This window comes from Flavobacterium urumqiense (assembly GCF_900108015.1).
In the GTDB taxonomy this organism is placed as follows: domain Bacteria; phylum Bacteroidota; class Bacteroidia; order Flavobacteriales; family Flavobacteriaceae; genus Flavobacterium; species Flavobacterium urumqiense.
Genome location: NZ_FNVP01000001.1, coordinates 597,897 through 617,525, shown reverse-complemented (window position 1 = coordinate 617,525; position 19,629 = coordinate 597,897). Strand labels below are relative to the sequence as shown.

19 protein-coding genes are annotated in these 19,629 nt (G+C 34.5%); 10 read left to right on the top strand and 9 right to left on the bottom strand.

Annotated features, from left to right (window positions below):
• Positions 1-132: 132 nt before the first annotated feature.
• The 4 genes from C4S35_RS02765 to gdhA form a co-directional block, all read right to left on the bottom strand.
• Positions 133-1,170 carry an alpha/beta hydrolase gene (locus C4S35_RS02765; RefSeq protein ID WP_103998690.1) on the bottom strand — a complete coding sequence of 346 codons (1,038 nt, stop codon included), beginning with the start codon at positions 1,168-1,170 and terminating at the stop codon, positions 133-135.
• A 334-nt stretch (positions 1,171-1,504) separates the two neighbouring features.
• Complete coding sequence (gene recO / locus C4S35_RS02760; RefSeq protein ID WP_103998689.1) at positions 1,505-2,218, bottom strand: DNA repair protein RecO; 714 nt, start codon at positions 2,216-2,218, stop codon at positions 1,505-1,507.
• A gap of 72 nt (positions 2,219-2,290) precedes the next feature.
• A complete protein-coding gene (gene porZ, locus C4S35_RS02755) occupies positions 2,291-4,579 on the bottom strand; it encodes a type IX secretion system anionic LPS delivery protein PorZ (protein ID WP_103998688.1) in 2,289 nt (762 codons plus the stop codon).
• Between the two features lie 193 nt (positions 4,580-4,772).
• Positions 4,773-6,116, bottom strand: coding sequence for an NADP-specific glutamate dehydrogenase (gene gdhA / locus C4S35_RS02750; protein WP_103998687.1), 1,344 nt, complete (start codon positions 6,114-6,116; stop codon positions 4,773-4,775).
• Positions 6,117-6,394: 278 nt separating this feature from the next.
• Here gdhA and C4S35_RS02745 point away from each other — a divergent pair, with 278 nt between their 5' ends.
• A complete protein-coding gene (locus C4S35_RS02745; RefSeq protein WP_103998686.1) occupies positions 6,395-7,195 on the top strand; it encodes a THC0290_0291 family protein in 801 nt (266 codons plus the stop codon).
• Between the two features lie 110 nt (positions 7,196-7,305).
• Here C4S35_RS02745 and C4S35_RS02740 read toward each other — a convergent pair whose 3' ends face one another.
• Positions 7,306-8,451, bottom strand: a complete 1,146-nt coding sequence (locus C4S35_RS02740; RefSeq protein ID WP_103998685.1) for a cystathionine gamma-synthase — start codon at positions 8,449-8,451, stop codon at positions 7,306-7,308.
• 104 nt (positions 8,452-8,555) lie between these two features.
• Between C4S35_RS02740 and C4S35_RS02735 the strand changes: the two genes are divergently transcribed.
• Positions 8,556-9,299, top strand: a complete 744-nt coding sequence (locus C4S35_RS02735) for a DUF3298 and DUF4163 domain-containing protein (protein ID WP_103998684.1) — start codon at positions 8,556-8,558, stop codon at positions 9,297-9,299.
• Positions 9,300-9,463: 164 nt separating this feature from the next.
• Here the strand turns inward: C4S35_RS02735 and C4S35_RS02730 are convergent, their stop codons facing one another.
• On the bottom strand, positions 9,464-9,922 hold the full coding sequence (locus tag C4S35_RS02730; RefSeq protein WP_103998787.1) for a DinB family protein: 459 nt from the start codon (positions 9,920-9,922) through the stop codon (positions 9,464-9,466).
• Positions 9,923-9,999: 77 nt separating this feature from the next.
• Between C4S35_RS02730 and C4S35_RS02725 the strand changes: the two genes are divergently transcribed.
• The 5 genes from C4S35_RS02725 (at position 10,000) to nadD (ending at position 13,492) form a co-directional block, all read left to right on the top strand.
• On the top strand, positions 10,000-10,356 hold the full coding sequence (locus C4S35_RS02725; RefSeq protein WP_103998683.1) for an arsenate reductase family protein: 357 nt from the start codon (positions 10,000-10,002) through the stop codon (positions 10,354-10,356).
• Entirely contained in the window at positions 10,349-11,245 is an 897-nt protein-coding gene (locus tag C4S35_RS02720; protein WP_103998682.1) for a DMT family transporter, read from the top strand. Before C4S35_RS02725 ends, C4S35_RS02720 begins: the two co-directional genes overlap by 8 nt.
• A gap of 61 nt (positions 11,246-11,306) precedes the next feature.
• Positions 11,307-12,167, top strand: coding sequence for a YicC/YloC family endoribonuclease (locus tag C4S35_RS02715; RefSeq protein ID WP_103998681.1), 861 nt, complete (start codon positions 11,307-11,309; stop codon positions 12,165-12,167).
• 82 nt (positions 12,168-12,249) lie between these two features.
• Positions 12,250-12,825 (top strand): guanylate kinase, encoded by a 576-nt coding sequence (gene gmk / locus C4S35_RS02710; RefSeq protein ID WP_103998680.1) that lies wholly within the window; start codon positions 12,250-12,252, stop codon positions 12,823-12,825.
• A gap of 85 nt (positions 12,826-12,910) precedes the next feature.
• Positions 12,911-13,492, top strand: coding sequence for a nicotinate (nicotinamide) nucleotide adenylyltransferase (gene nadD / locus C4S35_RS02705; RefSeq protein WP_103998679.1), 582 nt, complete (start codon positions 12,911-12,913; stop codon positions 13,490-13,492).
• Here nadD and C4S35_RS02700 read toward each other — a convergent pair whose 3' ends face one another.
• Positions 13,493-14,389: a LysR family transcriptional regulator gene (locus C4S35_RS02700; RefSeq protein WP_103998678.1), complete on the bottom strand. Its 897-nt coding sequence runs from the start codon at positions 14,387-14,389 to the stop codon at positions 13,493-13,495. It lies immediately after the preceding gene.
• An 86-nt stretch (positions 14,390-14,475) separates the two neighbouring features.
• Between C4S35_RS02700 and C4S35_RS02695 the strand changes: the two genes are divergently transcribed.
• From C4S35_RS02695 to C4S35_RS02685, 3 genes are all read left to right on the top strand, one after another.
• Positions 14,476-15,246 carry a type 1 glutamine amidotransferase domain-containing protein gene (locus C4S35_RS02695; RefSeq protein WP_167386502.1) on the top strand — a complete coding sequence of 257 codons (771 nt, stop codon included), beginning with the start codon at positions 14,476-14,478 and terminating at the stop codon, positions 15,244-15,246.
• 4 nt (positions 15,247-15,250) lie between these two features.
• Positions 15,251-16,414 carry an iron-containing alcohol dehydrogenase gene (locus C4S35_RS02690; RefSeq protein WP_103998677.1) on the top strand — a complete coding sequence of 388 codons (1,164 nt, stop codon included), beginning with the start codon at positions 15,251-15,253 and terminating at the stop codon, positions 16,412-16,414.
• Positions 16,415-16,740: 326 nt separating this feature from the next.
• On the top strand, positions 16,741-17,736 hold the full coding sequence (locus tag C4S35_RS02685; protein ID WP_103998676.1) for an NAD(P)H-dependent glycerol-3-phosphate dehydrogenase: 996 nt from the start codon (positions 16,741-16,743) through the stop codon (positions 17,734-17,736).
• 112 nt (positions 17,737-17,848) lie between these two features.
• On the opposite strand, the gene C4S35_RS02680 is transcribed toward C4S35_RS02685, so the two are convergent.
• Positions 17,849-18,256 (bottom strand): hypothetical protein, encoded by a 408-nt coding sequence (locus C4S35_RS02680; protein WP_103998675.1) that lies wholly within the window; start codon positions 18,254-18,256, stop codon positions 17,849-17,851.
• A gap of 230 nt (positions 18,257-18,486) precedes the next feature.
• Entirely contained in the window at positions 18,487-19,506 is a 1,020-nt protein-coding gene (gene pheS, locus C4S35_RS02675; protein WP_103998674.1) for a phenylalanine--tRNA ligase subunit alpha, read from the bottom strand.
• Positions 19,507-19,629 lie beyond the last annotated feature (123 nt).

Sequence of the window (19,629 nt, the reverse complement as noted above, 5' to 3'; positions counted from 1 at the left end):
CAGTACAAACGGTATAAAATTTATATGTCAGTTTTGTCTAGTTCTTAGAAAAAAATAAAAAAGCATCCAGATTGATAGATCACGGATGCTTTTTTTTAAAATTATATTGACTAATACATACAAAATCAAGCTTTATTTCAATGCTTTTTTTATTTCTGAAGCTGCTTGCAATAAAGCTGATTTAGTTCCGGGAACGGTGCTTATTGGATTTAACAATCCCCAGTCGTGAATCATGCCATTATAACGTGTTGCAGTTACTTTTACTCCTGCTTCGTCTAACTTGCGCGCATACGCTTCTCCTTCATCTCTTAAAATATCATTTTGTGCGGTTTGCACCAATGCTGGCGGCAATCCTTTCAGTTGACTAGTTATTGCTTGCAAAGGTGAGGCATAAATTTCCTTGCGTTGTTTTGGATCAGTTGTATAATTATCCCACATCCATATCATTGCATTTTTAGTCAGGAATCGATCTTTCGCAAATAAGTTATAGGATTCTGTTTCAAAATTAGCATCCGTAATTGGCCAAAATAAAACCTGTAATTTAATAGTCGGTCCTTTTTTATCTTTAGCCATTAACGCAACAACCGCCGCCATGTTTCCGCCAGCGCTGTTTCCCGAAACTGCAAGTCTTTTACCATCCACTCCAATTTCTTTTCCATTTTCAGCCACCCATTTCGTAGCATTATAAGCCTGATTGATTGCAATTGGATAATGAGCTTCTGGAGATGGCGTATAATTAACAAAAACCGCTGCCGCGCCAGATTCTACCACTAAATCTCTAATCATACGTTGGTGAGTGGGAAAATCTCCAAGCACCCATCCTCCTCCGTGAAAGAACATAAAAACAGGTAATGTTCCTTTTGCATTTGCGGGTTTAACGATGTTAAGCGTAATGTTTTGTCCATCCACAACAATCGTTTTGTCTGTAACAACTATTCCAGAGATGTCAACTTTTACTGACGACTGCAAGGCGTTCAGCGCTGCACGGCCTTCTTTTGGCGGCAATTGTTCTGCTGGCTTGCCTGGTGCAGAATTAAGGACTTTCAAAAATTCTCTGACATTGCTATCAATGTTGGGATCTTTTGAGGCGTCTTTTGTTTGTGCAGCTACTTCTCCAGAAAAAGCAATCGCTAACAACAATGTTCCAACTTTTTTTAGTTTTGATTTCATTTTATGAGTTTTTAAATTTAATAAGAAAACTGTATTCCGAAAATAAATTCTATAAAAAATCAGGGCTTTTGTTGTACTAAATTATACTGTGAAATTTGATGTTTTAAATTTTGGCTACTACTTCACTAAAGGTTAGTCAAAATAAGTCACACAATAGTCAAATTTATGATTATCAGTAGGTTGAAACATAAAAATAAATAATTATATCAAATATACTAAATAATTATTTGAGAATTTTAAAATTTATTGGTTCTTTTTAACAATGTTTTTGATTGGAACTTAAATCAAAATATTGGATAAATTATTAATTATTAAAAGACCTAACCGAGATAAATCAAGAAAAAACTTCTCTTAAAACATCTAAAGATTTTGGTTTTTTAAATCCGTCCAAATGAAAACTGTAGTAATCAATCAATATTCTCAAAACGATTTGTCTTTCAATGATGTGAAATGTTTTTTGATTGTTATCAAATTTTAAATCAATCAGTTTTTTAAACAAATTAGTTTCATGCTCCGTAAGCGAACTGATGGCGTGAAAAGGCGTAAAAATACCTTCGGTCATTTCGAAAAAAGGCATGTCGATATCAGAAATATCAGGATAAAAACCTAAATACTTTGTAGTTTCCAACATTAAAATCAAATGAAAATTTGTGATTTCGTCATGATTATCCAACCAATGCAAAGCCGTTTCCAGAAAGATAAATAAGTGTTCGTTTTTTTCTTCTTCGTGAATTGAATGGTGCAAAATTTCAGAAATGAACATCACGATCGTGCTTTTGTAAATATCCGAATGAATGGAATGAAAAGGCGAAGCTATTTTAATCTCTTTGAAATTTTCTAAAGTGCCTTTGTTTTTATGAACCGCTTCAATTTCAAGAATAGTCAAGGGCTGAAAATAAGCGATTTTCTGGTTCGCTTTCCGGCTCGAAAAAGCATCCCGAACGAAATACGATTTCAAACCATGCGACAGCGTAAAGCATTTGACAATAAGGCTTTTTTCCTGAAATTTTAAAGACGAAAGGACGATTGCTTTGGTTTTTACTAACATTTTAGATACTAGGTTTTAGGTTTTAGGTGTTGGTTTTGAATTTTCTAAAGCCCAATTCCCTGCACCTGAGACCTATCTGATTATCATTACTTTTTTAACTTTGGTTTCCACCCCGTCTTGCGCCGAAATAAAAATCATATACACTCCAGAAGCGACTTTGTATTTTCCAAAAGCAGTGGTATCCCATTCTATTGTTCCTCCTTCAGAAATTGTTTCGTAAACAAGATTTCCTTCAATATCAGTGATTTTAATATTGGCTTTATCTAGTAATCCCGAAATTTTAACGGTTCCTTGATACTCCGGCCGCACAGGATTTGGATATACATACGCATTGCTTAAATCATCATTTGCAGCTGTCGAAACTCCTTTGAAAGAAACTAAACCTTTTGCCGTTGCAATAAAAACTTCGCCTGTTACACTATTTATATCAATGTCATTTATAACATTACTAGGCAAAGGCGAATTGCTGGTCGTAAAATGATATTTGGTTTCCTGACCGTTTGGAGAGACTAAAAACACACCCGAATCCGCGGTACCAATCCATTTATTATTGGCTCCATCAACAACAATATCAGTGATAAATTGCTCGTAAAGTAACTCTTGTGCCAAGTTATCTTCTAAAATAATTATAGGATTGGCAGTTAATTGATCATCAGACAAAAAATTCCCTACATTAGATAAAACCCGCAATCCTTTTGTGGTTCCTATCCAAAGTTGGTTTTTGGCATCTACAGCAACTACTCTTGCATCAGCAATAGGCAGATTACCGGCATCGGGACCTGATGTGATTTTTTTGAATTTATTGTTATTTTCGTTAAATCCTATAACACCATCTCTATTTGTGGTTAGCCATTTAGTCCCATTTTTATCGACTGTCATTCTCCCATAACTGCATTTTTCAGGATCAATTAATATTGGTTTTGTCGAGAAACTTTGCCAAACTCCATCTACCTTTAAAACTTTTATACCGTTATTAACCAAACTATTATTGACCCATAAATTTCCCGATTTGTCAAATACAGCTCCATTTATTCTCACATCATTAAAATAATTTGGTATAAATGAAATCTGCTCTAGTCCACTATTTTTTTGGTTAAATAAAACGGATGGCATATCATTTTCTATTTTTAACAAACCAGAATAAGAGGAACCAATATAAACTTCATTCTCATTAGTAGGATTCACGATAATTCTTACTAATGATTTTGCTCCAAGTACTTTCTCATAAGGAATATTCAACCATCCTTTCGCACTAAACTTACTTATTCCATAACTATCTAATGGATATGGATTATAAATTTCTGAATAATCTCCATAAACAGCCCAAAGTGAATTTGATGTAGCTTGGAGTGCAAAGATATTATTTCGGGTGGGTCCTGAAGGCATTGTGTTTTCAAAAACCGATGCAACAGAAATTGTAGTTGATATCATCCCGTCTTCTTTTGTTCCAATGAAAATGGTTTCCCCTATAATTGTTGCGCAAGTGAAACTCGGATTACTTTCGGTAATTTGGTTTGTGTTTATCTGGCGAACGAGCGCCATTTGTTTGTCATAAACATAAATGGTATTCGAAGTGGTTACCACCAAATAATTGGCTGTGGCTCTCATATCTAATGACGGTTGCGCAAGAGTTGCATATTGTAAAAAGGCATTGGCGTTAGAATCGTATTTGTAAAGGTATCCCGCAGCATTAACAGCAAATAAATCGGTGCCAAAAGTTGCTATCCCCGACCATCTTCCTGCGGCAATCACCTCCCATTGCTTATAATCTACCAAGTTCTTATTAGAAATAGCTGCTTTACGTATGCCGGTATTTGAAGCGGCATAAATAGATCCATTGTATATTGTGGTTTGTGATATGCTTATTTCTGCACCATTATCACCAATAAAATAAGTGTCACCAAACTGCAAAGTGGCCAAGTTGAACTGAACAATTCCAAAATCACAAGAGACGTAAACAATGCCTTCAAATTCCATGAAATGATTGATTTTTTTTGTGTTTGGAGGAAGTTGTTTGTTAATGATATCAACTACATTCAGCATACTTCCATCGATTTCATTTATGACTATCATCAACCCATTTTCATAACCAACCAATGTTTTATTGAATACCGCACTATAATGTAATGATGAAATTGTTTGCCCGGAAAGCCCGTCAACAGTATTGGTGGTTTTAATTTGGCTTGTTATAATATTTTTAAAAAATAATGCATTTTCAGAAGCCGCATAAATTGTGGTGGATGATTCAGAAAGATCCATGATTTCATTATAAGAAAAATAGCCTTGCCACAAGAAATTGTTTTGGGCAAAACCCAACTGTACTGTAATTAATACTATAAAATGTAAAAGCCTATTTTTCATTATTCGAATCAATAGTGGTATGCAAATATAACACAAAGGATTTTAGATTGCAGATTAATGATTTTAGACTACAGATTTCATTTTACAAGAAAATTTAATTAAACCTAAAAAACCTTCTCCCAAATAAACGGAAGAAGGTTTTGAAATGATTTTAGATTTTAGAAATCATAAATCGTTAATCAACAATTTAAAATTACACTACTCCTTGAGCTAGCATAGCATCAGCTACTTTTACAAATCCTGCAATATTTGCTCCTTTTACATAATCAACATAGCCAGTTGCATCAGAACCATATTTCACGCAAGAAGCGTGAATATTCAACATAATTCCTTTCAATCTTTCGTCTACTTCTTCAGAACTCCAACTCAATCTTAAGGAATTTTGAGACATTTCTAAACCTGAAGTTGCAACTCCACCAGCATTTGATGCTTTTCCTGGAGCGAATAATAATTTTGCTTTTTGAAAAACAATCACTGCATCAGGCACAGTTGGCATGTTTGCTCCTTCAGCAACACAGATACATCCATGAGCTACTAAAGCTTTTGCCTCATCTTCATTCAATTCGTTCTGAGTAGCACATGGTAATGCAATATCACATTTCACATCCCAAGGACGTTTTCCTGCAACGTATTTTGCGTTTGGATATTTAGTTACATAATCACTTATTCTACCTCTTAACTCATTTTTGATTACCATTACATGAGCTAGTTTTTCCGCATCAATTCCATCTGCATCATAAATATATCCTGCAGAATCTGACATGGTAACTACTTTTCCACCTAATTGAGTTGCTTTTTCAGTAGCATATTGCGCCACATTTCCTGAACCGGAAACTGCAACTGTTTTTCCTGTAAAACTATCTCCTTTTGTAGCCAACATGCTTTGAGCAAAATACACTGTTCCGTAACCTGTAGCTTCTGGTCTGATTAATGAACCCCCGAAAGAAATTCCTTTACCTGTTAAAACACCAGTAAATTCATTTCTGATTCTTTTGTATTGACCAAACATGTAACCTACTTCTCTTCCTCCAACACCAATATCTCCAGCAGGAACATCCGTATCAGCACCGATATGTTTACACAATTCTGTCATGAAACTTTGACAAAAACGCATCACTTCATTATCCGATTTCCCTTTTGGATCAAAATCAGCTCCACCTTTTCCACCACCCATTGGCAATGTAGTTAAGCTATTTTTAAACGTCTGTTCAAAAGCTAAAAACTTCAAAATACTTAAATTTACAGAAGGGTGAAAACGAAGCCCTCCTTTATATGGTCCAATAGCTGAATTCATCTGAATACGATATCCTCTGTTTACTTGAGTTTCACCTTTATCATCAATCCAAGTTACACGGAACATAATGATGCGATCTGACTCGACCATTCTTTCCAAAAGCATTTTGTTTTGGTATTTTTTATTTTCTTCTATAAAAGGAATTACTGTTTCAGCAACTTCTAAAACTGCCTGCATAAATTCCGGCTCGTTCGGATTCTTTTTAGCAACCGATTCGATAAAAGTAGTAATACTTTGTGACATGATTAATAGATTATTAACGTTTAAGAAAACGTTTTCGTTAGTAAGTACAAATATACATCTTCTAGGAATATCGCCCTCTTTTTTTTCGTTTTATCAATAGAATTATCTTTTTATTAAGCAAACACCAAGAAATCCGCTTCGAAAGTATTATTTACGTCGAAATCGTTATGTTTTTCGTAATTAAATAAGAATTTATTTACTTATTTTTAAATTTATATTTTTTTAATTAATGAGTGATGTTTTTATATATTTGTGAAGATTTGAAAATTTAAATAGTAATGATCAGACACTTAACACTACTCTTATTTATTCTATTGGGTTTTTCTTATAATTCAAATGCACAATTTGGATTTTCCCATGAAATAGGTGTTATCGCTGGGCCTATAGCCTTTCAATCTGACTATGGGGAACGTCATGACTTAAAAACCAATTCAGGAAATACCGGAATGGGAATTGGTATTATCCATTATTTAAATTTTTCTTACAGAGCAGATTGTAATTGTTATACTCCTGAAACTTATTTCAATGATCATTTCAAATTAAGAACGGAACTATCCTATAACAAAACCGAATTACAGCATTTTGGAAAATATGTTGAAGGAAAACCTTCGCTAGGAAAAGAGCAATTGAAAGCAATGAGAGGAAGCACTGCTATTAGCAATATAGGAATGCAATTAGAATATTTCCCATTAAGCATTCGTCGTTTTACGGCAACAAGTGGAAGTTTCGGCCCATTTATAAGTCTTGGCGGGCAATTCAGTTATTATAATTCCAAAGCATCCTCAACCATTGGTCCTTTAGGAACGCCATTGACTACTTTTCCTAAATATTTAACCCCGACTGACGGTCGCCCTTATGGTTTTTCTACCGAAGGAGGTGCTGTTTGGTCAGTGGTTTCAAGTGTAGGAACCCGTTATAAATTAAGCCCTTTAAGAGATTTAATGGTCGATCTAAGATTTCAATATTTTTTCTCAAATTGGGTTGATGGTCTAAATCCTAATCCAGCTATTTACAAAGAGAACAAAGCAAATGACTGGTTAGTTTGGTTTAATGTGGGATATATTTATTATTTACAATAGTAGAAATACAATTATCATAAAAAACAAAACCCAATTCTAAACTTTAGAATTGGGTTTTGTTTTTTATTCTTTACAAAATATTTCTAACGGAGAGAAAAATACATTACAATTTACGCCAAAGCTTGTTTTAAATCTTCAATTAAATCTTCCGCATCTTCTATACCTACGCTCAATCGAACGAGGTCATCTGTAATTCCAATTTTTTTCCTTTTGTCTTCCGGAATCGATGCATGTGTCATCAAAGCAGGATGATTTGCTAAAGATTCCACTCCGCCAAGAGATTCTGCCAAAGTGAATACTTTAAGATTCTCTAAAAATTTAATGGCGTCCTCTTTTTTGCCTGAAACAAAAGTAAAGGAAACCATTCCTCCAAAACCACTCATTTGCTTTTTTGCAATTTCATGATAGGGATGACTTGGCAATCCTGGATAATATACCCTTTTTATTTTTGGATGATTGTCTAAAAACTCAACCACTTTTTCCCCATTTTCGCAATGTCTTTGCACGCGCAAATGCAATGTTTTTATTCCTCGCAGCACTAAGAAACTATCCATAGGCCCTAGAGTGGCACCTGTCGCAAATTGTTGAAAATGCAATTGCTCTCCAAGCGCTTCGTCTTTTACAATCAAAGCCCCTGCAATAACATCAGAATGTCCTCCAAGATATTTAGTCGCAGAATGCATCACAATATCAGCTCCTAAGTCTAATGGTTTTTGCAAATAGGGAGTCGCAAAAGTATTATCTACAGCAAAAAGGATTTTCTTTACTTTAGTTATTTTAGCAATTTCTTGAATATCTGCTAATTTCATTAACGGGTTTGTAGGTGTTTCAACCCAAACTAATTTTGTGTTTTCATTAATTAATGACTGGAATTTTTCCAAATCATTCATATCAACAAAATGAAATTTGATTCCCGAATCTTTATAAATACGGGTAAACATTCTGTAAGTACCACCATATAAATCATCCATAGCAATGATTTCATCACCGGATTTAAAAGAACGCAAAACACAATCCGTGGCCGCTAATCCAGACGAAAAAGCTAAAGCTCGCGTTCCGTTTTCAATACTTGCTAATGCGTTTTCAAGTGCCGTTCTAGTAGGGTTTGCAGCCCTGCTATATTCATAATCTGGATTTACTGGTTTACCGGGACTTGTTTGTACAAATGTTGAAGTCTGATACACTGGAGGCATAACGGCTCCAGTACTAGGATCATGGTGTTGACCGCCGTGAATGGCTTTTGTATTGAATTTCATATGTTTTTAATTTTAAAGTGCGAAATTGTTTCACAAATTTACCCTTTAATTTATTCTATCCAAGCCACAAGTTGATACCTTTGTATTTAATTAACAATTTTGAGATGAAACACATTATAATTTTTGCCGTATTGCTTTTTTCAATGAACCGTTGCTCTAAAGAATTAGTTTTTGAAGACCAATCCTTTCAGAAAAAAACGACATTGCCATGCAAAAAAGATTGTCCTCATATCAGTTTACGAATTCCTATTGCGAAAGACGTCCCGGTTGTAGCTGACAGCATCAATAAAAAAGTGTTTTCTGTTTTGAAAGAGATTATTTATTTTGGCGAAAAACCATATACATCCACCAATTACAATGGTTTATTATCCTCATTTATTGGTTCTTACGAAAAACTGCAGAAAGAATATCCAAAAGACGTTTTTGGCTGGGAAGCTGAAATTGAAGGCAGCGTAAAATATCAATCGGATAGTATATTGAATATAGAAATCAAGCATTATACTTATACTGGAGGCGCTCACGGATATCAAGGTTTACGTTCCGTAATTTTTGATCCGGAAACCGGAAAATCAATTACAAACAATAAATTATTTAAAGACAGAAATGCTTTCAAGGCTTTTGCCGAAAAAAAATTCAGAGTCAAATATAAAATCCCTGAAAACCAGCCCATAAACGTAACAGGATATCAATTTGAAAACGAAAAATTCGAACTTCCCCAAAATATTTTTTACACGGACAAAGGCCTGCTTTTACATTACAATCCTTATGAATCCGCTTCTTATTCTGATGGACCTAAGGAATTATTGTTGTCATATAAAGAAGTGAACGAATATTTGGCCATTAAATAGAAAAATGGTCTTTAAAAAAATCAAACCTTTTTTTAAAGACCATCTATTGTATTTTTAGGCATTGTCTAGCACCAGTAGAAGCCCATTTCTTTTTTTATAAGATAAAGACAAAAGCAAAGCGAACTGACAAAGTAATTAGTTACCAATGTTCATCAGCATAAATCCTAAATAAATTTTCTAATATTCATCATAATACCAATGTGAAGCCCTTCGTGGAAATTACTGAAAGCCATTGCATCCTCGGCATTTCTTAAAACATGATCGCCGGTTGAAGTAGTATATTCCATATAATTTTTGAAAACTTTACTGTCATAATCAACTTTGGTTTGATTGATGGTTTCAAACAATAACGATTTAATTTCATCCACTTCGGCTTGTGTAGCGATAAGTTCCGGCTTGGTTCCCTTTTTGTATTTCTCGACTAAATCATCAGAAATCATCATAGGCAAACCAGAAAGCTTATACACTAACATTTGTTGTGCCACGATAATATGACCGATGTTCCAAATCAAATTATTACTGAATCCTTCCGGAATCGTGTTGAGTTGTTCAAGAGTGTGTCCCGATAGAAATTTTGAAACCATATTTCTGCTTGTAGTGCTGACGTCGAATAATTGATTCATGTTTTTATTTTTTTGATAAAAATAATCATTTTCCGTCTTAAATGAATTTTCTTTGCACAAAGAAATTACAACTTATTATGAATAAAATATATTATCTCGCTTCCTGCGACACCTGTCGAAAAATTATAAAATCATTGCCGAAAGATCATAATTTAGAGTTTCACGACATCAAACAAGATCCAATTACTGTGGAAGAACTGGAGCAAATGCGAGAACTTTCGGGAAGTTATGAGGCTTTGTTCAGCAAAAAAGCAGTGCTCTATAAATCGATGGATTTAAAAAATAAATCTTTGACCGAAGATGATTACAAGAAATATATTCTGGAACATTATACGTTCTTGAGTCGTCCCGTTTTTATTATCAATGATAAAATCTACATTGGCAACACACAACAAAATATGCATCAGGTGATGCTTGCTTTCGCAAATGTCTAAAAGAAATCTCGCGCTTTTTGGTGCCACAGTAGTTTCCTTAATTTACGGCATTACTTTTACTATTGCCAAAGATGTCATGCCATTATATATTGATGCGTATGGCTTTATCTTGTTGCGCGCCGGCGGATCAATGATTTTGTTTTGGCTGGCTTGGCTTTTTATGCCAAAAGAAAAAATCGCGCTCAATGATTTCCCTAGAATTATTGCTGCCGCATTCTTTGGTGTGGCTTTCAATATGCTTACTTTTTTCAAGGGACTAAGTTTGACTTCTCCTATTAGCGCAGCGGTAATTATGGTTTCAACACCCATGATTGTTTTGGCACTTTCGGCCATCATCATGAAAGAGCGCATGAAAAATCGTATGATTTTGGGAATTGTTCTTGGCTTAATAGGAACTGCTTTTCTTATTCTTTACGGAAAATCTATTGGCAGTGCCACGAATGCCGGTTTGGGAAATTTCCTGGTTTTGGTCAACGCGATTTCCTACGGATTTTATCTGATTATCGTCAAGAAGTTAATGGACAAATACAATGCGTTTACGTTTGTAAAATGGATTTATTTATTCGGATTTATTATGGTTTTACCTTTTGGCTGGAGCCAATTTGATGCCGTCGATTGGGCATTAGTTCCAACAGATATTGGCTGGAAAATAGCATTCGTAGTCGTTATTTCTACATTCTTGACCTATTTGTTGAATTTACTTTCGATGAAAGAATTAAAACCAACAACTGTTGCCGTTTTTATTTATTTGCAACCCTTATTCGCTACCATTTTTGCAATTGGTTTAGGAAAAGACGAATTAACTCTGGTTAAAATAGTTTCGGCCATTTTGATATTTGTGGGCGTTTATTTGGTGACGCAGAAAGCCCCTCAGAATAAACGCCTTTAATAATTCCCCCTTTGGGCGTTAGAGAGCTTTTTCTTATCTTTGACCTCTTTTATACAACTATATGATACAATCAATGACGGGTTTTGGTAAAGCCACTTTGCAATTACCAACCAAAAAAATCACGGTAGAAGTAAAATCCCTAAACAGTAAAGGTTTGGATTTGAATGTGAGAATGCCTTCTCTGTACCGCGAAATGGAATTGGGTTTACGCAACCAAATTGCACTTAAACTGGAAAGAGGAAAAATAGATTTTTCTATTTTTATCGAAAGTACTGCGGAACAAACTTCTACAAAAGTGAATGTGCCAATTGTAAAAGGTTACATTAATCAGTTGAGAGAAGTCTATGCTGATGCTGATGAAACCGAATTGATGAAAATGGCAATTCGTATGCCAGATACCATGAAAATAGAACGTGATGAGATTGATGAAAATGATTGGATTCAAATCCAGACTGTTATCGAAGAAGCGTTACAAAACATCTTGACCTTTAGAAGAGACGAAGGAATGTCTCTGGAAAAAGAATTTCAATTGCGAATTGGCAATATTCGTCAATACATGACCGAAGCTTTGGCACTTGATCCAGAACGCGTTCAGGCAATAAAAGACCGTTTGCAAACTGCAATTGCTGAACTAAAAGTAAATGTTGATGAAAATCGTTTTGAACAGGAACTGATTTATTATTTAGAGAAATTAGACATTACCGAAGAAAAAGTACGGCTGACAAATCACTTGGATTATTTCTTGGAAACCATCAACGGAACCGAAGCCAACGGTAGAAAATTAGGCTTCATTACCCAGGAAATGGGACGTGAAATAAACACGATGGGTTCTAAATCCAATCATGCACAAATGCAGAAATTAGTCGTGCAAATGAAAGACGAATTGGAAAAAATCAAAGAACAGGTTTTAAACGTATTGTAAAAAATAGTAAGTAGAGACGCGATTCATCGCGTCTTTTTGCATAAAAATTAGAAGTGATTGCACCTCTATAAAAATAACAACAATGAGCACAGGAGGAAAATTAATAGTGTTTTCGGCACCTTCGGGATCTGGAAAGACGACCATCGTTAGACATTTATTAGGAAAAGAAGATCTGAATCTGGAATTTTCGATTTCGGCAGCTTCTCGTGAGCCAAGAGGCGAAGAAGTAAACGGAAAAGATTATTATTTCATGTCTACCGAAGAATTTAAAAAACACATCAAGAACGAAGACTTTCTGGAATGGGAAGAAGTGTATCGTGATAATTTTTACGGAACCTTAAAAAGTGAAGTAGAACGCATCTGGGCCAAAGGAAAAAATGTAATTTTTGATATTGATGTCGCTGGCGGATTGCGAATTAAACATAAATTCCCTGAAGAGACGTTAGCAGTTTTTGTTAAACCACCAAGTATTGATGAATTGAAAATTCGTTTGAAAAAACGCTCTACCGAAAGTGACGACAAAATCAATATGCGTATTGCAAAAGCTTCTGTAGAACTCGCTACTGCTCCACAATTTGATGTTGTTATAAAAAATTATGATTTAGATATTGCTTTGGAAGAAGCCCATCAATTGGTAAAGAATTTTATTAAGGATTAAAAGATTGAAAAATTAAAGAATTGAAAAATTCAAAGTAATTTCCAACCTTTAAATCATTTAATTTTTAAATCTTTAAATTAAATTAATGAAAATAGGTCTGTATTTCGGAACGTTTAATCCCATGCATGTTGGGCATCTCATCATCGCGAATCACATGGCGGAGCATGCGGATTTAGACCAAGTATGGATGGTGGTTACACCTCACAATCCTTTGAAGAAAAAAAACACTTTGCTTGATGATTACCATCGATTACAAATGGTGCATCTTGCCACTGAAGATTTTCCAAAAATCAAACCTTCAGATATTGAATTTAAGTTGTCCCAGCCCAATTATACGGTGAACACTTTGGTTCATCTACAAGAAAAATATCCAAATTACGAATTTTCCTTGATTATGGGCGAAGACAATCTCAAGTCTTTACACAAATGGAAAAACTACGAAGCGATTCTTGAAAATCATGAAATTTACGTTTACCCGCGAATTTCTTCGGAAGCAGAAAATGCAACTTTCAAGAACCATCCAAAAATTCATACAATTGATGCTCCTGTTGTAGAAATATCATCGACATTTATTCGGGAAAACATTAAGAAAGGAAAAAATGTGCAGCCTTTGTTACCTGCAAAAGTTTGGGAATATATTGACCATAATAACTTTTACAAGAAGTAGTTATGCCAAAACTCTCTTCAATTCAAGTTCAATATTATTAAAAATTACGTTTAAATTTTCATTTTTACCTGATAATAAAAATACTTCTGTGCTCGGCATTTGATTGCTGTTCCACAACAATTGGATTTTATTTTCTTCCATTAACCTTTTCGCATTGCAATTCCAAACAACCGCGATTCCATTATTTTTCGAAATTATTTCCAGCATTTCATATTCGGATGGAATAATATAATTGGGAATCATCGAAGGTCTTTTTTTATTGAAAACATACAGCCAAAATAACTTGATGTGCGGAATCCCACTATCATGGCTGAACCATTTTTGTTCGTTTAACCAATGTTCAATTGCGTCGAAATCTTTACTTTTGATTTTTAATTTTAATTCGGAAGTGTCAATGTTTGTGGAGCCTACGATAATTTGTTTTATTTCGCCAAGCTTTTTCTGAATCGTGTCAAACGTGTCGTATTGTTTGGTAACTATGGCAAAATCCAATTTTTTAGAATCGACCAATTCAAAAAGCGCATCATTTTCATGAAAGCTAAAATCGATAAATTCGAATTTTGAAAGTAGCGCACCTCCCAAACTGCTCATTAAATGTTTGGAAATTCCTATCGGAATTAATCGATTGGCATTGAACGCTTTGGCACGAAAACCATTTTCCACATTTTCTAATCGATCTAAAGCTTCAATGATTAAATTATTGAGTAACTTAGCATATTCCGTTGGCTCAACGCCTTTAGACTTTCGATTAAAAAGTTTATATCCTACATGCGCCTCCAACATTGATATCTGCTGGCTTACAGCTGGTTGACTGATAAATAGTTCTTTGGCAGCCAAAGAAAAATTTCCATTTTTATAAACACTTTTAAACGTCCGATACCATTCCAGATTGACCATGATATAAATATATTTATCGCAAACATAATTTAAATTATTTTTAGTAATAGCATATAAGCCGTAAATTTGTACAAAGGAAATTAGAAATGAAGAAAATCGCACTATTTACCATTATAGCATTAACCGTAAGTTGCATAACAGCAACTGCACAGAAACAAAATAAAAAAGGTATGAAAAAAGTATTATTTGTTGTTACAAGTCATGATAAACTAGGTAACACAGGAGAAAAAACAGGATTTTGGACAGAAGAATTTGCTGCGCCTTATTATGAATTATCCGATAAAGGTGTTCAAATTGATGTAGCAACTCCACTAGGAGGTCAACCGCCTATTGATCCAAAAAGTGAAGATCCATCGGCAGCGACCGACGATACTAAAAGATTTGATAAAGATGACGTTCTTTTGGAAAAACTAAGAAACACAAAAAAATTAGCTGACGTTAATCAAGCTGATTATGATGCAGTTTTTTATCCAGGAGGTCACGGACCGCTTTGGGATCTAGCCGAAGATAAAAACTCAATCGCGTTGATTGAAGCTTTTTATTCCAATAAAAAACCAGTTGCTTTTGTATGTCATTCCCCAGGTGCTTTGAAAAACGTAAAAGTAAATGGTGAATACTTAGTGAAAGGCAAAAAAGTAACCGGATTCTCCAATACAGAAGAGGAAGCTGTAGGTTTAACTAAAGTAGTTCCATTTTTATTGGAAGATGCATTACAAATAAATGGAGCAACTTATTCAAAAGTAGGCGACTGGCAGCCTTATGCGGTTGAAGATGGTTTGTTAATTACAGGTCAAAACCCCGCTTCCTCTAAACTAGTTGCTGAAAAATTATTAAATCAATTGAATTCAAAAAAATAAAAACATGTTAAATTTCGAATTATACAATCCTACCAATCTAATTTTTGGGGAAGGGCAGATTGAAAAATTATCAACATTAGTGCCACAAGGAGCAAAAATACTTTTGGCATATGGTGGCGGAAGTATTTTTAAAAATGGGATTTACGAACAAGTAATCAATAATTTAAAAGGTTTTGAAATCGTGGAATTCAGCGGAATCGAGGCTAATCCTCGTTTTGAAACATTAATGAAAGCTGTTGCGATTGTAAAAGAACAAAACATTGATTTTATTCTTGCTGTTGGTGGTGGATCTGTAATAGATGGTGTAAAATTTATTTCGGCAGCATCTAATTTTGAAGGAAATCCAGTTGACATACTTAAAAAGAGAATCATGTTTACAGAACTTTCGAAAGTAGTTCCTTTTGGTACCGTTTTAACTTTACCTGCAACTGGAACCGAAATGAATTCTGGTGCTGTAATTACAATTGAAGCGACTCAGGAAAAATTAGACTTTGGCGGGTCCGCGATGTTTCCAAAATTCTCTATTTGCGATCCAACGGTAATTGCATCCTTACCAACTAGACAATTACAAAATGGTGTTGTTGATGCTTACGTTCACGTTTTAGAACAGTATTTAACCTATCCGCATGACGGATACCTTCAAGATCGAATTGCAGAAAGTATCTTGCAAACTTTAATACAAGTAGGTCCTCAAGTAGTAGAAAATCCACAAAATTATGCCTTGGCTTCTAATTTTATGTGGAGTTGTACCATGGCTTTAAACGGATTAATCCAAAAAGGGGTTCCTTCTGATTGGGCAACACACATGATTGGTCATGAATTGACTGCATTATACGGAATTGATCACGCCAGAACTTTGGCAGTTGTTGGTCCAAATTTGTACAAAGTGCTGTTTGAAACCAAAAAAGGAAAATTATTACAATACGGAAAACGTATTTTTAATTTGACTGGAACCGATGACGAAATTGCAAATGAGGCCATCAACAAGACAGTTGAATTCTTCCACACCATGGGAATGGACACTAAATTATCAGATTACACTAAAGATTTTGAAAAAACGGCTGATTTTATTGTAAAACGTTTTGAAGAAAGAAACTGGAAAGCGCTAGGTGAAAAACAGAATATTACTTTAGAAAAAGTAAAAGAAATTGTAGAAATGAGTTACTAAATCACTTGAATAAAAAGGCTGATTTAGTAGCCCGAATCCAAAAAATAAAAAGGCGTTCTCATACATGTTATGGGAGCGCCTTTTAGAATACTAAAACAAAACTAACTAATTCAATTCTCATTATATTCGTTAAATAATCGATTTATAATCACTTATAACGCAAATAAAACATACATATTGTGTTAAAAAATAGAAATAAATAGATGAATTATAAAATTAAATAATTTTCTTTTATTAAAACTGCCGAAAATAGCAGTTTCTTGGTTCGATTTTATTTGTTTAATTAGTGGTTTTTTAAGTACTTTTGATTAAATTAAATAAAAAAAATGGCCGAAAGTATAAAATTCGCAGTGATTGGTGGTGGAAGTTGGGCGACAGCTATTGCAAAAATGTTATGTGTAAATCTTTCTGAGATTTCTTGGTACATGCGTAATGACGCTGCTATTGAGCACATTAAAACCTACAAACACAATCCGAATTACTTAAGTTCGGTTGAATTTGACACTAAAAAACTTAAACTTACCAATGATATAAATGAGGCTGTAGCGTACGCTGATTATATTATTTTTGCAATTCCATCTGCGTTCCTAGATGCTGAATTAGAAAAACTGACTGTTTCCCTGCAGGACAAAATCATTTTTTCAGCAATTAAAGGAATTGTTCCTGAAACGAGTTTGATCGTGGGCGAACATTTTCATGTAAAATACGATATTCCTTATTATAATATTGGTGTGATTACGGGACCTTGCCACGCAGAAGAAGTAGCAATGGAACGGCTGTCTTATCTTACTATTGCTTGTGGTGATGAAGAAAAAGCAAAAGTTGTAGCAAAAAATCTATCTGGGAAATACATCAAAACTAAGATCACCGATGACATTATAGGAACTGAATATGCCGCCATGCTAAAAAACATTTATGCTATTGCAGCAGGAATGGCGCATGGATTGGGTTACGGTGATAACTTTCAGTCGGTTTTGATGAGTAATGGGATTCGGGAGATGAAAAAATTTATCAAGAAAGTCCATAAAATGAAACGTAACATTAATGATTCTGCTTATTTAGGCGATTTATTAGTAACTGGTTACTCTGTATTTTCGAGAAATAGAATGTTTGGAAATATGATTGGCAAAGGATATACTGTGAAAGCAGCGATGATGGAAATGAGTATGGTTGCCGAAGGATATTACGCCGTAAAAAGTGCTTATAAACTAAATCAGGGTTATGGTGCCAAAACGCCCATTATAGACGCCGTTTACAACATTCTTTACGACGGACAGGATGCTAAAGCGGTGTTCAAAAAACTAACGGACAAATTGGACTAGCATAAGTAAATCATTTAAAATCCCACAATAAAAAAAGGCACTAATCAATATAAAGATAGTGCCTTTTTAATATAATTATTTCTAATAATTTTGGTTTGAAACCAAAATTAATTTACCTCACGATAACGCCGTCAACAAATAAAATAGGCACTTCTTCTACGAAGTCCTCGCTGATGGAATGTGATTTAAAGATGAATTTTTTATCGTATAATTTGTCGTCAATGAAAAAAGTTAACATGAATTCATTGTTTAGTGCCAAGACGCTTTTTTCTATCATTTCGATTTTCATTACGGAAACGGGAGGTACTGATACAAAAGCGTGACGTAAAAGTGACGTTTTTTTCATTTCACCATCGATAGTACCAAAAGCTTTGGAAACTACCATAACACTTTCTATTAGAAAATCACTGTCATTTACCAAATAGGCATACCACACTTTTTCCATAAAATCATCGCTCCATTCTTGAATTGCGGCGAGGAAAACGTTTTCTACTTTGGGGATGATGATATCTTTTTTCATGGCATTGCGAAGAATGAAGCAATCTCTTCATTCACTATTAATTATTATATTAGTATTCCCAACTTAATTTTCTTAAAAAACGGACGTACTAGCCCGGATGGAAACGGCATCCTTTTTCTGGCTTCTTTAGCCAGGAAAAGATATAGGGTACAGCTGGAATTAGCTCCTAAAAATGCAAAAATCTTTCAATACAAAATACCGTTTTGAGATTCCTTCGTTCCTTGCGATGACTATATGCTTGTTTTGAATTGCTCTAGAAAACGAACGTCATTTTCGTAGAACATACGGATATCACCAATTTGATATAGCAACATCGCTATTCTTTCGATTCCCATCCCGAATGCAAAACCGTTGTATTCATCCGGATTGATACCGCAGTTTTTCAAAACATTTGGATCCACCATTCCGCAACCCATGATTTCTAACCAACCGGTTCCTTTGGTAATTCTGTAATCGGTTTCTGTTTTCAGACCCCAATAAATATCGACCTCAGCACTTGGCTCGGTAAACGGGAAATAGGACGGACGCAAACGGATTTTTGATTTTCCGAACATTTCTTTGGTGAAATATAAAAGCGTTTGCTTTAAATCAGCAAAAGAAACGTCTTTATCGATGTATAATCCTTCCACTTGGTGGAAAATACAGTGAGAACGGGACGAAACAGCCTCATTACGGAATACTCTTCCCGGAGAAATTGTTCTAATTGGCGGTTTATTGTTTTCCATGTAACGCACCTGCACCGATGACGTGTGTGTACGCAACAAAATATCAGGATTGGTTTGTATAAAAAACGTGTCTTGCATATCACGTGCCGGGTGATATTCCGGAAGGTTCAACGCAGTAAAATTATGCCAGTCATCTTCGATTTCCGGTCCTTCAGAAACATTAAAACCAATGTTTGAAAAGATATCTATAATTTGGTTTTTTACCAATGAAATAGGATGACGGGAACCAATAGTAATCGGTTGAGAAGAACGCGTTAAATCGCCGTAAAACCCTTTACTTTCTTCTTTACTTTCTAAAGATTCCTGTATGGTTTTCACTTTTTCTTCGGCGGAAGTTTTCAGCAGATTAATTACCTGTCCAAATTCTTTTTTCTGGTCGTTGGGAACATTTTTGAACTCCGCAAAAAGCTCTTTCAGAAGTCCTTTACTTCCTAAGAATTTAATTCTAAATACCTCTAATTCTGCTTTGTTTTGCGTTGAAAAAGCCTGTGCTTCGCCGATATATTCTTTTATCTTATCTATCATTTTCATTCCATAATTAAGAGTGCAAAATTACAAAATTTGTTTCAGGTTTTGGGTTTAAAGTTTAAAGTTTCCATTTTAAATTGTTAGATTTCTTCCTTAAAAGAACAACTAAAACTAAAATAT

Excerpts from the sequence above, each read along its gene's own strand:
- C4S35_RS02680 (WP_103998675.1), bottom strand. The coding sequence starts at position 18,256 with ATGAAAAAAGATATCATCATCCCCAAAGTAGAAAACGTTTTCCTCGCC.
- C4S35_RS02700 (WP_103998678.1), bottom strand. The coding sequence starts at position 14,389 with ATGGTCAATCTGGAATGGTATCGGACGTTTAAAAGTGTTTATAAAAAT.
- gdhA (WP_103998687.1), bottom strand. The coding sequence starts at position 6,116 with ATGTCACAAAGTATTACTACTTTTATCGAATCGGTTGCTAAAAAGAAT.
- C4S35_RS02720 (WP_103998682.1), top strand. The coding sequence starts at position 10,349 with ATGTCTAAAAGAAATCTCGCGCTTTTTGGTGCCACAGTAGTTTCCTTA.
- C4S35_RS02740 (WP_103998685.1), bottom strand. The coding sequence starts at position 8,451 with ATGAAATTCAATACAAAAGCCATTCACGGCGGTCAACACCATGATCCT.
- C4S35_RS02725 (WP_103998683.1), top strand. The coding sequence starts at position 10,000 with ATGAATAAAATATATTATCTCGCTTCCTGCGACACCTGTCGAAAAATT.
- gmk (WP_103998680.1), top strand. The coding sequence starts at position 12,250 with ATGAGCACAGGAGGAAAATTAATAGTGTTTTCGGCACCTTCGGGATCT.
- C4S35_RS02730 (WP_103998787.1), bottom strand. The coding sequence starts at position 9,922 with ATGAATCAATTATTCGACGTCAGCACTACAAGCAGAAATATGGTTTCA.
- pheS (WP_103998674.1), bottom strand. The coding sequence starts at position 19,506 with ATGATAGATAAGATAAAAGAATATATCGGCGAAGCACAGGCTTTTTCA.
- C4S35_RS02715 (WP_103998681.1), top strand. The coding sequence starts at position 11,307 with ATGATACAATCAATGACGGGTTTTGGTAAAGCCACTTTGCAATTACCA.
- C4S35_RS02765 (WP_103998690.1), bottom strand. The coding sequence starts at position 1,170 with ATGAAATCAAAACTAAAAAAAGTTGGAACATTGTTGTTAGCGATTGCT.
- C4S35_RS02690 (WP_103998677.1), top strand. The coding sequence starts at position 15,251 with ATGTTAAATTTCGAATTATACAATCCTACCAATCTAATTTTTGGGGAA.
- recO (WP_103998689.1), bottom strand. The coding sequence starts at position 2,218 with ATGTTAGTAAAAACCAAAGCAATCGTCCTTTCGTCTTTAAAATTTCAG.
- C4S35_RS02735 (WP_103998684.1), top strand. The coding sequence starts at position 8,556 with ATGAAACACATTATAATTTTTGCCGTATTGCTTTTTTCAATGAACCGT.
- C4S35_RS02745 (WP_103998686.1), top strand. The coding sequence starts at position 6,395 with ATGATCAGACACTTAACACTACTCTTATTTATTCTATTGGGTTTTTCT.
- C4S35_RS02695 (WP_167386502.1), top strand. The coding sequence starts at position 14,476 with ATGAAGAAAATCGCACTATTTACCATTATAGCATTAACCGTAAGTTGC.
- porZ (WP_103998688.1), bottom strand. The coding sequence starts at position 4,579 with ATGAAAAATAGGCTTTTACATTTTATAGTATTAATTACAGTACAGTTG.
- nadD (WP_103998679.1), top strand. The coding sequence starts at position 12,911 with ATGAAAATAGGTCTGTATTTCGGAACGTTTAATCCCATGCATGTTGGG.
- C4S35_RS02685 (WP_103998676.1), top strand. The coding sequence starts at position 16,741 with ATGGCCGAAAGTATAAAATTCGCAGTGATTGGTGGTGGAAGTTGGGCG.